This window comes from Bradyrhizobium sp. USDA 4341, from assembly GCF_054063755.1.
The window spans coordinates 1,217,022-1,229,528 of sequence record NZ_JBSSGO010000002.1; the positions used below are offsets into that span (position 1 = coordinate 1,217,022).

A 12,507-nucleotide genomic window follows, 5' to 3' on the forward strand; every position below is an offset into this window, starting at 1 on the left:
CTATCGAAAGGGATCGGCGTGCTCAACAAACTGGACGACTTCCCCATCCACCAGACGCCGGAGCCGATCGCGGTTCCCTCGACCAGCGACCGCAATGTCTATGACCGAACCTGGTTCAACGGCTACACCGCGGACGGCGCGTATTATTTCGGCATCGGCATCGCGATCTATCCGCACCGCAAGATCCTCGATTGCGCCTTCAGCGTCGTGGAGCGCGGCGGACGGCAGCACTGCTTCTATGGTTCGCGTCGGGCGCCAATCGAGCGCACCGAGATGCAGGTCGGCCCGTTCAGGCTCGAGGTCATCGAACCGATGCGGCGGACGCGGGTCGTGCTCGACGACAATGCGACGGGTCTCGCCTGCGACCTGACCTTCTCCGCGCGCACGGCCGCGATCCAGGAAGCGCGCCAGACGCTTTGGTCGGGCGACCGCCGCGCGATGGACTCGACCCGGTTCGACCAGTTCGGCCGCTGGAGCGGCGTCGTGCGCCACCCCGATGGCGAGATCAAGGTCGACGATCACACCTGCTACGGCACCAAGGATCGCTCCTGGGGCGTTCGCAATGTCGGCGAACGCGATGTCGGGGGCGCGCCGATGCCGCCGCCGAGCGTGTTCTTCCTTTGGGCGCCGTTGGTCTGGGACGACCACATCTCGCACGCCATCTTTTTCGACGGGACGCAGGGTGAGGCGCTGGTCCGCGAGGGCATCACCGCGCCGCTGTACCGAAGCGAGGTTGAGATCCCCGGCGTCGTCGACGGGCTCGACCGCCGCATGGCGACCGCGCGGCACCGCGTCAAATACGTCCCGAACACGCGGCTGGCGCAGTCGGCCGAAATCGACTTGATCGACATCGATGGCCACACCTCGACCATCGCGCTCGATCCGATCCTGAAATTCCAGATGAAGGGCCTCGGCTACGGTCATCCGCAATGGGGCCAGGGCATGTGGAAGGGCGAGCTCGAGGTCGGCGGCGAGTCGTTCGATCCTGCCACGCTCGATCCGCTGGCCCGCGAGAACGTGCACGTGCAACAGGTGGTGCGCGCCCGCCAGGGCGACCGAACGGGAATCGGCGTGCTGGAGCAATTGTGCTTCGGCCCCTACCGTCCCTCCGGCTTCAGCGAGTTTCTGGACGGGGCCAAGGGTTAGCTCGGCGGCACGCCTTCGACGAAGATCAGCCGGCGGTCCAGCGCGGTCCGCCGATGCCTGAGCGCCTCGGCATATTCCGGCGACGCGTACCACTCGTGCAGCCGCGCCATCGACGGAAATTCGACGACGATGATGTTCTTCGGCGGCGGCCCGCCTTCGACCGCCTCCGCAGCACCGCCGCGCACCAGATAGCGCCCGCCATATTGCGCGATCGCCTTGGCGGCGATCGTGCGATAGGCCTCGAAGCCCGCGGCATCCTTCACGTCGACCTCGGAAATCACATAGGCTGACATGGTCGTACCTCAGGCAATGGTGTTGACGATGCCGCCCTCGGCACGCAGCGCGGCGCCATTGGTCGCGGATGCCTGCTTCGAGCAGACGTAGACGACAAGGTTGGCGATCTCCTCGGTGCTGGCAAAGCGCTGCAACAGCGAGGTCGGCCGGTGCTGCTTGACGAAGTTGGAGGCCGCCTCCTCGACCGACTGGCCGTTCTGCTTGGCGAGATCCTTGACGAAGGTCTCGACGCCCTCGGACATCGTCGGTCCGGGCAGCACGGAATTGACGGTGACCGCGGTGCCGCGGGTCAGCTGCGCGAGCCCGCGAGCGATCGCAAGCTGCGCGGTCTTGGTCGTGCCGTAGTGGATCATCTCGGTCGGGATGTTGAGGCCGGATTCCGAGGAGATGAAGACGACGCGGCCCCAGTTGCGCTTCAGCATGCCCTGCATGTAGCCGCGCGACAGCCGCACGCCCGACATCACGTTGACCTCGAAGAAGCGGCTCCAGTCCTCGTCGGGAATGTCGAAGAACGCCTTCGGCTCGAAGATGCCGGCATTGTTGACGAGGATGTCGACCTCCGGCAGCGCGGCGAGCAGCGCCTTGCAACCGGCTGATGTCGAGACGTCGGCGGCGATGCCGCGGACTTTGGCGCCTCGCACCGCCTTGGCGATCGCGGCAACCGCTGCATCGACCTTGGCCTGGCCGCGGCCGTTGATGACGACCTCGGCGCCGGTCTCGGCCAGCCCCCTCGCAATGGCGTTGCCGATGCCCGCGGTCGAGCCGGTCACCAGTGCAGTCTTTCCGGAAAGGTCGATTCTCATGGCTTCATCTCCATTGATGCTGACCGAGATATCGGGCGCGGCACGATGCACCGCAATCGCATCTCACCGACGCGTGAGGACGACGGCGCACACGGCGACGTCGTCCTGGCGAAAGCCAGGACCCATTGCCACGAGCCCGCATTTTACGCGACGCTGTGGCCACCAGCTATCGCGACAGCATCCGTTTGGGGTTATGGGTCCTGGCTTTCGCCAGGACGACGACAGGGATGGAGCGCCGGCCACCAACAAAAAACGGCGCCCGAAGGCGCCGTTTTCAAAACCATGGCTCGAGAGCGGCCTAGCCTGCCTCGGCGAAAGCGGCTTACGCCGCCTCGGCTTCCTTGTCCTGGGCCGGACCGGAGTCCTGGCCCTTGGCATCGACGTCACGGTCGACGAACTCGATCACGGCCATCGGCGCGTTGTCGCCGTAGCGGAAGCCGGCCTTGATGATGCGGGTGTAGCCGCCCTGGCGGTCCTTGTAACGGGTCGCCAGCGTGTCGAACAGCTTCCTGACCTGGTCGAGGTCACGCAGCTCAGAGATCGCCTGGCGGCGCAGGGCGAGGCCGCCCTTCTTGCCGAGGGTCACGAGCTTCTCGACGATCGGCCGCAGCTCCTTGGCCTTCGGCAGCGTGGTGACGATCTGCTCGTGCTTGATCAGCGCGGCCGCCATGTTGGCGAACATCGCACGCCGGTGCTCGGCGGTGCGGTTGAGCTTCCGATGAACCTTGCCGTGACGCATTGACTTCTTCCTTCTTCAATTCTGCCGCGGTGGTTCAGCGACAAGTTTTGCAGGTGGGCATCCTGCGTTCGCCCGCAAAAGCGCCTCAACGCGCTTTTGCTATCTCGTTTGAGCAAGATCCTCCCGGAAAACCGCTCCGCACTTTTCCGGGATCATGCTGCGTAAAAAATCGTGGCCGGAGATTCTCCGGCCACGACTGTGAATTCGGATCAGTAGTGATCCTCGAAGCGCTTGGCGAGCTCGTCGATGTTCTCCGGCGGCCAGCCCGGCACTTCCATGCCGAGATGCAGACCCATCTGGGCCAGCACTTCCTTGATCTCGTTCAGCGACTTGCGGCCGAAGTTCGGGGTGCGGAGCATTTCCGCTTCCGACTTCTGCACGAGGTCGCCGATGTAGACGATGTTGTCGTTCTTCAGGCAGTTTGCCGAACGCACCGACAGCTCGAGCTCGTCGACCTTCTTGAGGAACGCCGGGTTGAACGCGAGATCGGGGATGATCTCCTGCGTGACTTCCTTGCGCGGCTCTTCGAAGTTGACGAACACGTTGAGCTGATCCTGCAGGATGCGCGCGGCATAGGCCACCGCGTCCTCCGGAGTGATCGCGCCGTTGGTCTCGATCGTCATGGTCAGCTTGTCGTAGTCGAGGATCTGGCCCTCACGGGTGTTCTCGACCTTGTAGGAGACCTTGCGGACCGGCGAGAACAGGCTGTCGACCGGGATCAGGCCGATCGGCGCATCCTCGGGACGGTTGCGCTCGGCGGCGACATAGCCCTTGCCGGTCGCGACCGTGAACTCCATGCGGATCTCGGCGCCATCGTCCAGCGTGCAGAGCTGCAGGTCGGGATTGAGCACGGTGACGTCGCCGACGGTCTGGATGTCGCCGGCGGTGACGGCGCCCGGGCCCTGCTTCTTCACGACCATGCGCTTCGGGCCTTCGCCCTGCATCTTGATCGAGATGTCCTTGATGTTGAGGACGATGTCGGTGACGTCTTCACGAACACCGGCGATCGAGGAGAACTCGTGCAGCACGCCGTCGATATGCACCGACTGCACCGCCGCGCCCTGCAGCGAGGACAGCAGGATGCGGCGCAGCGCGTTCCCGAGCGTCTGGCCGAAGCCGCGCTCGAGCGGCTCGGCGACCACGGTGGCGAACCGGCTCGCGTCCGAGCCCGGCGTCACCTGCAGCTTGTTCGGTCGAATAAGTTCTTGCCAATTTTTCTGGATCGTCACTTGTTCACCCATGGGCCAGTCGTCGGGCCCGTCGAATGGCCGAACCTGGCGTTGGAGATCGCGGAACAGTCCGCGCGGTCAATTCCAAAAACGATCGCAGGGCGGCTAGAAGCCGCCCGCGACTTACAGATCAAACGCGCCGACGCTTGCGCGGACGGCAGCCATTGTGCGGAATCGTGGTCACGTCGCGGATCGAGGTGACGGTGAAGCCCGCAGCCTGCAGCGCACGGAGCGCCGACTCACGGCCCGAACCCGGGCCGGCCACTTCAACCTCCAGCGTGCGCATGCCGTGTTCCTGCGCCTTCTTGGAGACGTCTTCAGCCGCGACCTGCGCGGCATAGGGGGTCGACTTGCGCGAGCCCTTGAAGCCCATCGTGCCGGCCGACGACCAGGCGATGGTGTTGCCCTGCGCGTCGGTGATGGTGATGGTCGTGTTGTTGAACGACGAATTCACGTGCGCGATGCCGGAGGCGATGTTCTTGCGTTCGCGGCGGCGTACGCGGGTGGCTTCCTTGCCCATTTCAAACCTTTCCTGTGATCTCAACGCCGCCGTAGTGCCAGCGGCTACACCTCAAAACGCAAATGGCGAGTAGCGAATTTTCGATTCGCTACCCCCCACCTGCAATTCGTAAAACTTACTTCTTCTTGCCGGCGATCGCCTTGGCCGGACCCTTGCGCGTGCGCGCATTGGTGTGGGTGCGCTGGCCGCGCACCGGCAGACCACGGCGATGACGCAGGCCGCGATAGCAGCCGAGGTCCATCAGCCGCTTGATGTTGATGCCGACCTCACGACGGAGGTCGCCCTCGACCAGATAGTCGCGGTCGATGACTTCGCGGATCTGCAGGACCTCCTGGTCGGTCAACTGGCTGACACGACGGTCCGCCGGGATCTTGACCTTCTCGACGATGTCGGCCGCGTTCTTCTGGCCGATACCATGGATGTACTGAAGCGCGATCAGCACGCGCTTGTTGGTAGGAATGTTGACGCCGGCAATACGGGCCACGGACTTCTCTCCTGTCGCCGATCCATCACGGATACGGGCTTCTCAAGTTCTTGCTCTCTGCGGGCTTGTGTCCACAAACGCGAACACGACGCCCTTCCCCTCATGTCCTTCGGGGCCCGGCATCGTCATAAAACTATCCAACTTGGATGCGGGGCTTATTAAAGGATTCATGTCGGTTTCGTCAACCGCTCCTAGCGTTTAGCTCGCTTTTTCGTGAGCTTTTTTGCTGCCTTTTTGGCGGCTTTTGCCCCCTTCCAGGCATTCGCGGCACGGGCGGCCTGCTTTGCGGCCTTCTTCACGGTCTTCTTGGCCGGCTGCTTCGCAGTTTTCTTGCCAGCCTTCTTGGCAGCTTTGCTCTTGGAGGCCGGCTTTGAGGCCCCCTTGGCGGCCTTCCGGGCCGGTTTGGCGGCCGTTTTGGCCGACTCAGCTGCCTTCTTGGTCGCCTGCTTCGCGGTCTTCTTGGCCGTCTTGGACGCCTTCGAGGCGCTCTTGGCCTCTTCGTGCTCCTTCGGTTCCAGCGCGCCGAGCGCGGTCAGGATCCGGTTGATCTCGCGGGTGACGTGCTCGATGGTCATCATGCCGTCGACCGTCAGAAGCTTCCGCCGCTCCGAATAATAGTGAATCAGCGGTTCCGTCAGCGAGCGGTACTGCGCCAGGCGCTTGGTCAGCACTTCCGGCGTATCGTCGAGGCGCACTTCCTCGCCGCGCGCGCGGGTTTCCTCGGCGCGCTTCTCGACGCGGGCGAGCAGCGCGCTCTCGTTAACGCGCAGCTCGACGACGGCGTCGAGCTTGAGGTGCTTTTTCCGGAGCAGCTCGTCGAGGGCCTCCGCCTGCGGCACCGTGCGCGGGAAGCCGTCGAGAATGAAGCCCTTCTTGGCGTCAGGCTCCTCGATCCGGTCGGCGATGATTCCCACCACGACCTCGTCGGGAACCAGCCCGCCATTGGACATGATCTCCTTGGCCTGCAAGCCGACCGGAGTGCCTGCGGCAGCGGCCGCGCGCAGCATCTCGCCGGTCGAGAGCTGAACGATGCCATGCCGGTGCACCAGCCGCTGCGCCTGGGTTCCCTTGCCCGAGCCCGGCGGCCCCAAAAGGATCAATCTCATATCTGTTTCGCCCCCCGGCTAGGTGGGCGACGTCCGCACACCTGTGTTTTGAGTTTGAAGCCGCGCCGCGATCAGCGGCGGCGGCCTCCCCTGAGCTTCGACTTCCTGATCAACCCTTCATACTGATGAGCGAGCAGATAGCCCTGCACCTGCGACACCGTATCCATCGTCACGCTGACGACGATCAGGAGCGAAGTGCCGCCAAAGTAGAACGGGACCGAGGCGTAGGAAATCAGAATTTCAGGAATCAGGCAGACGATCGCGAGATAGATCGCACCGAGCACCGTGATGCGCGACAGCACGTAGTCGATGTATTCGGCGGTGCGCTCACCGGGCCGGATGCCCGGAATGAAGCCGCCATGCTTCTTCAGATTGTCCGCGGTCTCGGTCGGGTTGAACACGATCGCGGTGTAGAAGAAGGCGAAGAACACGATCAGCGCGAGATACATCAGCAGGAACAGCGGCCGGCCGTGGCTGAGCTGGGTGGTGAGCCACTGGAACCACTCCGGCCCCTTGCCGGCGTTGAAGTTCGCAACCGTGGTCGGCAGCAGCAGCAGCGACGAAGCGAAGATCGGCGGAATCACGCCCGAGGTGTTGAGCTTGAGCGGCAGATGCGAGGACTGGCCCTCGAACATCTTGTTGCCGACCTGGCGCTTCGGATACTGGATCAGCAGCCGGCGCTGCGCCCGCTCCATGAACACGATGAAGGCGATCACGGCGACCGCCATCACGATGACGATCAGGATCAGGCCGGTCGACATCGCGCCCTGGCGGCCGAGTTCCAGCATGTTGGCGAGCGCCGACGGCAGCTCGGCGACGATGCCGGACAGGATGATCAGCGAGATACCGTTGCCGATGCCGCGCGAGGTGATCTGCTCGCCGAGCCACATCAGGAACATGGTGCCGCCGGTCAGCGTGATCGCGGTCGAGATCCGGAAGAACATGCCGGGGTCGCTGACGACATTGCCGGCGCCTTCGAGGCCGATCGCGATGCCGTAGGACTGGAACAGCGCCAGGATCACCGTCAGATAGCGGGTGTACTGGTTCAGCGTCTTGCGGCCCGCCTCGCCTTCCTTCTTAAGCGCCTCGAGCTGGGGCGACACGGTGGTCAGCAGCTGAACGATGATCGATGCCGAGATGTACGGCATGATGTTCAGCGCAAAGATCGCCATGCGGTGGATGCCGCCGCCGGCGAACATGTTGAACATGCCGAGGATACCGCCGGACTGGCTGCGGAACACCTGCTCCCAGATGTTAGGATCGATGCCCGGCAGCGGAATGTAGGTGCCCAGCCGATAAACAAGCAGCGCACCCAGGGTGAACCAGATGCGCTTCTTCAGCTCGTCGGCTTTCGCCAGCTGTCCGAAATTGAGGTTTGCGGCAAGTTGTTCGGCTGCTGAGACCATGTTCGGCTTTCTCCCGGAGCCCGCTTCGCCGACGCCCCCAAGAAACTCGTTCTCTCGGGCCGTCGGCAGACACCGGACATTATCTGGTGCTCGGCCTCGATAAGTCCATCATTCGATCTGCGGATTGCCCGCGCAGGCCGCGGGCAATGACGCAGATGTTACGCCGCCTCGCCTTCGTCCTTGGCGGGGGCCAGGATCTTGACCGAGCCGCCGGCCTTCTCGACCGCAGCAATCGCCGACTTGGAAGCGCCGTGCGCCTCGATGGTCAGCTTGGCCTTGATCTCGCCGCGGCCGAGCAGCCGCAGGCCGTCCTTGGCGCGGCGCAGCACGCCGGCCTTCACCAGCGACTCGACGTTCACCGTCGCGCTCGCATCGACCAGCTTGTTGTCGATCGCTTCCTGCAGACGGTCGAGATTGATCTCGGCGAAGTCGAGCCGGAAGATATTGTTGAAGCCGCGCTTCGGCAGACGGCGATGCATCGGCATCTGGCCGCCTTCGAAACCCTTGATGCGGACGCCCGAACGCGCGGTCTGGCCCTTGCCGCCGCGGCCCGAGGTCTTGCCTTTGCCGGAACCGATGCCACGGCCGACACGCATGCGCTTCTTGCGCGAGCCGGCGTTGTCGGCGATATCGCTGAGCTTCATCGCCCTTCTCCTTATCTCTGCTTACTCGCCGACGACGCGGACGAGATGCTGAACTTTGCTGATCATGCCGCGAACTTCAGGGGTGTCCTGCAGCTCGGCAACCCGGCCGATCTTGTTGAGCTTGAGGCCGATCAGCGTCGAACGCTGCGAGTGATGGCGGCGGATTGCGCTGCCGATCTGCTCGACCTTGATGGTCTTGCTGGCCTGGGCCATGACAGTAACTCCGAATAGCGCTTCGAGAAGCGCGCGTTGCTATTCCGCCACCACTTCGGCGTCACCGCCGACGCGGCGCGACTGCAGGGTGGAGACCTTGATGTTGCGGCGCGCAGCCACCGAGCGCGGCGAATCCTGATGCTTCAGCGCGTCGAAGGTTGCGCGAACCATGTTGTAGGGATTCGACGAGCCGATCGACTTCGCCACCACGTCCTGGATGCCGAGCGTCTCGAACACCGCGCGCATCGGGCCGCCGGCGATGATACCGGTACCGGCCGGAGCGGCACGCAGATAGACGCGGCCGGCGCCGTGACGGCCAGCGATGTCGTGATGCAGCGTGCGGCCTTCGCGCAGCGCGACCCGCGTCAGGTTGCGCTTCGCCGATTCGGTCGCCTTGCGGATCGCTTCCGGAACTTCGCGCGCCTTGCCGTGGCCGAAACCGACCCGGCCCTTCTGATCGCCGATCACGACCAGCGCCGCAAAGCCGAAGCGCTTGCCGCCCTTGACGACCTTCGCCACGCGATTGATGTGGACGAGCTTGTCGACGAACTCGCTGTCGCGCTCCTCGCGATCCCTGCTCCGTTCGCGTCCGCCGCGTTCGCGTTCACCTGCCATGGTGTTTTCCAATCTCTAGGAGGCCTGACGCCTCTATCCTGGTAATCGTTCGATTCGTTTAGAAGCTCAATCCGCCTTCGCGCGCCGCATCCGCGAGCGCCTTGACGCGCCCGTGATAGATGTAAGCGCCGCGATCGAACACGACTTCCTTGACACCCTTCTGCGCCGCGCGTTCCGCCAGCAGCTTGCCGACGGCCTTCGCCGCATCGATGTCGGCGCCGGTCTTGCCGGCGTCGCGCAGGTTCTTCTCCAGCGACGAGGCGGACGCGAGCGTCTCGCCCTTCTGGTCGTCGATGACCTGGGCGTAGATGTGCTTGGACGAGCGGAACACCGACAGCCGCGGACGGCCGCCTGCCGAGCGGCGAAGCGCAAGGCGGACGCGCTGCTTGCGCCGGGCATTCGTAACCTTGAGTGACATGACCGGCTCCGTTACTTCTTCTTGCCTTCCTTGCGGAAGATGAACTCGTTGGCGTACTTCACGCCCTTGCCCTTGTAGGGCTCCGGCGGACGGTAGGCGCGGATCTCGGCGGCGACCTGGCCGACGCGCTGCGGATCGTTGCCGGTGATCGTGATCTCGGTCGGCTTCGGCACCGCGATGGTGATGCCTTCCGGGATCGCGTAGACCACGTCGTGGCTGTAGCCGAGCGCGAGCTGCAGGTTCTTGCCCTGCATCGCGGCGCGGTAGCCGACGCCGGTGATCTCGAGCTTCTTCTCGAAGCCCTTGGTGACGCCCTCGACGAGGTTGGCGACCTGCGCGCGCGCGGTGCCGTACATCGCCTGCGCGCGGTTGGTCTTGACGCGCGGAGCGACCTTGACCTGGCCGTTCTCGAACTTCACCTCGACGTCGTCATGCACGACGAACTGAAGCTGGCCCTTCGGCCCCTTCACCTTCACCGTCTGGCCCTCGACGCTTGCCGTCACACCCGACGGGATCGCCACCGGCCTTTTGCCGATACGTGACATCGTAAAATCCTTCCTCAGAACACCGTGAAGAGAATTTCGCCGCCCACGTTGGCGTCGCGCGCCTCGTGGTCAGCCATGATTCCCTTCGGCGTCGACAACACCGAAATGCCGAGACCGTTGTTCACGCGCGGCAGGTTCTTCACCGAGGCGTAAACGCGGCGGCCCGGCTTCGACACCCGCTCGATCTCGCGGATGACGGGCTCGCCGTCGAAATACTTCAGCTCGATCTCGAGCTCGCTGCGGCCCGAGGCATGCTCGACGCTGGCGTAGCCGCGGATGTAGCCCTCGGACTTCAGCACTTCGAGCACGTTGGCGCGCATCTTCGAGCCGGGGCTCGAGACCTTGGACTTCGAACGCATCTGCGCGTTGCGGATGCGGGTGATGAGATCGCTGATCGGATCGTGCGTAGACATTGTTCCGACCCTCCCCTTACCAGCTCGACTTCACGAGGCCGGGAACCAGGCCCTTGGAGCCGAGTTCACGCAGCGCGATGCGCGAGAGCTTGTTCTTGCGATAGATCGAGCGCGGACGCCCGGTCAGCTCGCAACGGTTGCGGATGCGCGTCGGCGACGAGTTGCGCGGCATCTCGGCGAGCTTCAGCGTCGCCGCGAAGCGCTCTTCCATCGGCTTGGTCTTGTCGGCGATGATCGCCTTCAGCTTTTCGCGCTGCGGGGCAGCGTTCTTCGCCATCCGCTTGCGCCGGTTATTCTTCTCGATCGAACTCTTCTTTGCCATGCTTGGCTCCTGGGTATCCGCGTTTGAGTGGCTTTGGCTCAGCTACTCACTGCCGGAACGGGAAATTGAAAGCGGCCAACAAGGCACGCGCCTCGTCGTCGGTCTTGGCGGTGGTGCACACCGTGATGTCCATGCCACGCGCTTCCGAGACCTTGTCGAAGTCGATCTCGGGGAAAATGATGTGCTCCTTGATGCCGAGCGAATAGTTGCCGCGGCCGTCGAAGCTCTTCGGGTTCAGGCCGCGGAAGTCACGGACGCGGGGCAGCGCCACGTTCACCAGGCGGTCGATGAACTCGTACATATGGGTCTTGCGCAGCGTGACCTTGCAGCCGATCGGCTGGTTCTCACGCAGCTTGAAGGTCGCGATCGCGATCCGCGAATAGGTCACGATCGCCTTCTGGCCGGCGATCTGGCTCAGCTCGGCAGCGGCGGTCTCGGCCTTCTTGCGGTCGTTGACGGAATCGCCAACGCCCATGTTGAGCACGACCTTGTCCAGGCGCGGCACCTGCATCACGTTGGCATAGCCGAACTTCTCGGTCATCATGCCGCGGATCTTCTTGTCGTACTCCGCGCGCAGACGCGGCGTGTAAGCTGTCTCAGCCATCGATCTCTGCTCCCGAGCTCTTGGCAACACGAACCTTCTTGCCATCGGCCTGAATCTTGAACCCAATGCGGGTCGGCTTTCCGTCCTTGCCGACATACGCAACGTTGGACAGGTCGATCGGCATCTCCTTGGAGATGATGCCGCCTTCCTGGGTCTGGCTCTGCTTCTGGTGACGCTTCACCATGTTGATGCCACGAACGAGAGCCTTGTTCTCGTCCGGACGCACCTCGAACACCTCGCCGGTGCGCCCCTTGTCGCGGCCGGTGAGCACCATCACCTTGTCGCCCTTGCGGATCTTGGCAGCCATCACAGCACCTCCGGCGCAAGCGAAATGATCTTCATGTGGTTCTTGGCGCGCAGCTCGCGCGGCACCGGCCCGAAGATACGGGTGCCGACCGGCTCGGACTGATTGTTGATCAGCACGGCGGCGTTGCGGTCGAAACGGATGACCGAACCGTCGGCGCGGCGGATGTCCTTGCGGACCCGAACCACGACGGCCTTCATCACGTCGCCCTTCTTCACCTTGCCACGCGGAATGGCTTCCTTGATCGACACAACGATAACGTCGCCCACGGTGGCATAGCGGCGCTTGGAACCTCCAAGAACCTTGATGCACATGACACGGCGTGCGCCTGAATTATCGGCCACGTCGAGGTTGGTCTGCATCTGAATCATTGATGCACCTCGTCCTCTTTCTGCGCTTTAGCGCGCCCAAAATTTCCCTGAATGTCTTCGGCCAGGCCGAAGTAATCAGGCCGTTTTCTTGTGTTCGCCCCGGACCACGGTCCAGCGCTTCAGCTTCGAGATCGGCTTCGATTCCTCGATCCAGACCATGTCGCCCGGCTTGAACTGATTGTCCTCGTCGTGCGCATGGTAGTTCTTGGAACGGCGGATCGTCTTCTTGTAGATCGGGTGGGTGAAGCGGCGATCGACGCGCACCACCACGGTCTTGGCTTGCTTGTCGCTCACGACCACGCCCTGCAGAGTACGTTTCGGCATAGCTGGC

The 12,507-nt window shown here is 63.7% G+C and carries 20 protein-coding genes; 1 reads left to right on the forward strand and 19 read right to left on the reverse strand.

The window, feature by feature from the left end; all coding sequences use genetic code 11:
* Positions 1–18 precede the first annotated feature (18 nt).
* On the forward strand, positions 19–1,146 hold the full coding sequence (locus tag ACVIGB_RS11635) for a hypothetical protein (protein WP_456722570.1): 1,128 nt from the start codon (positions 19–21) through the stop codon (positions 1,144–1,146).
* Here the strand turns inward: ACVIGB_RS11635 and ACVIGB_RS11640 are convergent.
* The 19 genes from ACVIGB_RS11640 to rpsQ form a co-directional block, all read right to left on the reverse strand.
* On the reverse strand, positions 1,143–1,439 hold the full coding sequence (locus ACVIGB_RS11640) for a DUF1330 domain-containing protein (RefSeq protein WP_456722569.1): 297 nt from the start codon (positions 1,437–1,439) through the stop codon (positions 1,143–1,145). The genes ACVIGB_RS11635 and ACVIGB_RS11640 overlap by 4 nt on opposite strands.
* A 9-nt stretch (positions 1,440–1,448) precedes the next feature.
* Positions 1,449–2,243: an SDR family NAD(P)-dependent oxidoreductase gene (locus tag ACVIGB_RS11645; RefSeq protein WP_456722568.1), complete on the reverse strand. Its 795-nt coding sequence runs from the start codon at positions 2,241–2,243 to the stop codon at positions 1,449–1,451.
* Between the two features lie 322 nt (positions 2,244–2,565).
* Positions 2,566–2,982 (reverse strand): 50S ribosomal protein L17, encoded by a 417-nt coding sequence (rplQ, locus tag ACVIGB_RS11650; RefSeq protein ID WP_092114980.1) that lies wholly within the window; start codon positions 2,980–2,982, stop codon positions 2,566–2,568.
* Between the two features lie 209 nt (positions 2,983–3,191).
* Positions 3,192–4,223: a DNA-directed RNA polymerase subunit alpha gene (locus tag ACVIGB_RS11655; RefSeq protein WP_092114981.1), complete on the reverse strand. Its 1,032-nt coding sequence runs from the start codon at positions 4,221–4,223 to the stop codon at positions 3,192–3,194.
* Between the two features lie 118 nt (positions 4,224–4,341).
* The gene (gene rpsK, locus ACVIGB_RS11660) at positions 4,342–4,731 is read right to left on the reverse strand and encodes a 30S ribosomal protein S11 (protein WP_006021048.1); all 390 of its coding nucleotides are present in this window, start codon (positions 4,729–4,731) and stop codon (positions 4,342–4,344) included.
* Between the two features lie 115 nt (positions 4,732–4,846).
* Positions 4,847–5,215, reverse strand: a complete 369-nt coding sequence (gene rpsM, locus ACVIGB_RS11665) for a 30S ribosomal protein S13 (RefSeq protein ID WP_092114982.1) — start codon at positions 5,213–5,215, stop codon at positions 4,847–4,849.
* A 191-nt stretch (positions 5,216–5,406) separates the two neighbouring features.
* Entirely contained in the window at positions 5,407–6,321 is a 915-nt protein-coding gene (locus ACVIGB_RS11670) for an adenylate kinase (protein ID WP_456722567.1), read from the reverse strand.
* A gap of 71 nt (positions 6,322–6,392) precedes the next feature.
* Entirely contained in the window at positions 6,393–7,727 is a 1,335-nt protein-coding gene (gene secY / locus ACVIGB_RS11675; protein WP_021081647.1) for a preprotein translocase subunit SecY, read from the reverse strand.
* A 158-nt stretch (positions 7,728–7,885) separates the two neighbouring features.
* Positions 7,886–8,371: a 50S ribosomal protein L15 gene (gene rplO, locus ACVIGB_RS11680; protein ID WP_456722566.1), complete on the reverse strand. Its 486-nt coding sequence runs from the start codon at positions 8,369–8,371 to the stop codon at positions 7,886–7,888.
* 21 nt (positions 8,372–8,392) lie between these two features.
* On the reverse strand, positions 8,393–8,584 hold the full coding sequence (gene rpmD / locus ACVIGB_RS11685) for a 50S ribosomal protein L30 (protein WP_092114985.1): 192 nt from the start codon (positions 8,582–8,584) through the stop codon (positions 8,393–8,395).
* 39 nt (positions 8,585–8,623) lie between these two features.
* Positions 8,624–9,199 (reverse strand): 30S ribosomal protein S5, encoded by a 576-nt coding sequence (gene rpsE / locus ACVIGB_RS11690; protein ID WP_028349043.1) that lies wholly within the window; start codon positions 9,197–9,199, stop codon positions 8,624–8,626.
* 58 nt (positions 9,200–9,257) lie between these two features.
* Positions 9,258–9,617, reverse strand: coding sequence for a 50S ribosomal protein L18 (gene rplR / locus ACVIGB_RS11695; RefSeq protein WP_029081760.1), 360 nt, complete (start codon positions 9,615–9,617; stop codon positions 9,258–9,260).
* A gap of 11 nt (positions 9,618–9,628) precedes the next feature.
* Positions 9,629–10,162 carry a 50S ribosomal protein L6 gene (rplF, locus tag ACVIGB_RS11700; RefSeq protein WP_092114986.1) on the reverse strand — a complete coding sequence of 178 codons (534 nt, stop codon included), beginning with the start codon at positions 10,160–10,162 and terminating at the stop codon, positions 9,629–9,631.
* 14 nt (positions 10,163–10,176) lie between these two features.
* Positions 10,177–10,575 carry a 30S ribosomal protein S8 gene (gene rpsH, locus ACVIGB_RS11705; RefSeq protein WP_092114987.1) on the reverse strand — a complete coding sequence of 133 codons (399 nt, stop codon included), beginning with the start codon at positions 10,573–10,575 and terminating at the stop codon, positions 10,177–10,179.
* A gap of 16 nt (positions 10,576–10,591) precedes the next feature.
* A complete protein-coding gene (rpsN, locus tag ACVIGB_RS11710) occupies positions 10,592–10,897 on the reverse strand; it encodes a 30S ribosomal protein S14 (RefSeq protein WP_092114988.1) in 306 nt (101 codons plus the stop codon).
* A gap of 46 nt (positions 10,898–10,943) precedes the next feature.
* Entirely contained in the window at positions 10,944–11,501 is a 558-nt protein-coding gene (rplE, locus tag ACVIGB_RS11715; RefSeq protein WP_173637156.1) for a 50S ribosomal protein L5, read from the reverse strand.
* Positions 11,494–11,808, reverse strand: coding sequence for a 50S ribosomal protein L24 (rplX, locus tag ACVIGB_RS11720; RefSeq protein ID WP_092114990.1), 315 nt, complete (start codon positions 11,806–11,808; stop codon positions 11,494–11,496). Before rplX ends, rplE begins: the two co-directional genes overlap by 8 nt.
* On the reverse strand, positions 11,808–12,176 hold the full coding sequence (gene rplN, locus ACVIGB_RS11725) for a 50S ribosomal protein L14 (protein ID WP_011473865.1): 369 nt from the start codon (positions 12,174–12,176) through the stop codon (positions 11,808–11,810). The genes rplX and rplN overlap by 1 nt, the downstream gene beginning before the upstream one ends.
* 75 nt (positions 12,177–12,251) lie before the next feature.
* Complete coding sequence (gene rpsQ / locus ACVIGB_RS11730) at positions 12,252–12,500, reverse strand: 30S ribosomal protein S17 (protein WP_092114991.1); 249 nt, start codon at positions 12,498–12,500, stop codon at positions 12,252–12,254.
* Positions 12,501–12,507 lie beyond the last annotated feature (7 nt).

Coding starts and splice junctions, on each gene's coding strand:
- ACVIGB_RS11640 (WP_456722569.1), bottom strand. CDS start 1,439: ATGTCAGCCTATGTGATTTCCGAGGTCGACGTGAAGGATGCCGCGGGC.
- ACVIGB_RS11645 (WP_456722568.1), bottom strand. CDS start 2,243: ATGAGAATCGACCTTTCCGGAAAGACTGCACTGGTGACCGGCTCGACC.
- rplQ (WP_092114980.1), bottom strand. CDS start 2,982: ATGCGTCACGGCAAGGTTCATCGGAAGCTCAACCGCACCGCCGAGCAC.
- ACVIGB_RS11655 (WP_092114981.1), bottom strand. CDS start 4,223: ATGGGTGAACAAGTGACGATCCAGAAAAATTGGCAAGAACTTATTCGA.
- rpsK (WP_006021048.1), bottom strand. CDS start 4,731: ATGGGCAAGGAAGCCACCCGCGTACGCCGCCGCGAACGCAAGAACATC.
- ACVIGB_RS11670 (WP_456722567.1), bottom strand. CDS start 6,321: ATGAGATTGATCCTTTTGGGGCCGCCGGGCTCGGGCAAGGGAACCCAG.
- secY (WP_021081647.1), bottom strand. CDS start 7,727: ATGGTCTCAGCAGCCGAACAACTTGCCGCAAACCTCAATTTCGGACAG.
- rplO (WP_456722566.1), bottom strand. CDS start 8,371: ATGAAGCTCAGCGATATCGCCGACAACGCCGGCTCGCGCAAGAAGCGC.
- rpmD (WP_092114985.1), bottom strand. CDS start 8,584: ATGGCCCAGGCCAGCAAGACCATCAAGGTCGAGCAGATCGGCAGCGCA.
- rpsE (WP_028349043.1), bottom strand. CDS start 9,199: ATGGCAGGTGAACGCGAACGCGGCGGACGCGAACGGAGCAGGGATCGC.
- rplR (WP_029081760.1), bottom strand. CDS start 9,617: ATGTCACTCAAGGTTACGAATGCCCGGCGCAAGCAGCGCGTCCGCCTT.
- rplF (WP_092114986.1), bottom strand. CDS start 10,162: ATGTCACGTATCGGCAAAAGGCCGGTGGCGATCCCGTCGGGTGTGACG.
- rpsH (WP_092114987.1), bottom strand. CDS start 10,575: ATGTCTACGCACGATCCGATCAGCGATCTCATCACCCGCATCCGCAAC.
- rpsN (WP_092114988.1), bottom strand. CDS start 10,897: ATGGCAAAGAAGAGTTCGATCGAGAAGAATAACCGGCGCAAGCGGATG.
- rplE (WP_173637156.1), bottom strand. CDS start 11,501: ATGGCTGAGACAGCTTACACGCCGCGTCTGCGCGCGGAGTACGACAAG.
- rplX (WP_092114990.1), bottom strand. CDS start 11,808: ATGGCTGCCAAGATCCGCAAGGGCGACAAGGTGATGGTGCTCACCGGC.
- rplN (WP_011473865.1), bottom strand. CDS start 12,176: ATGATTCAGATGCAGACCAACCTCGACGTGGCCGATAATTCAGGCGCA.
- rpsQ (WP_092114991.1), bottom strand. CDS start 12,500: ATGCCGAAACGTACTCTGCAGGGCGTGGTCGTGAGCGACAAGCAAGCC.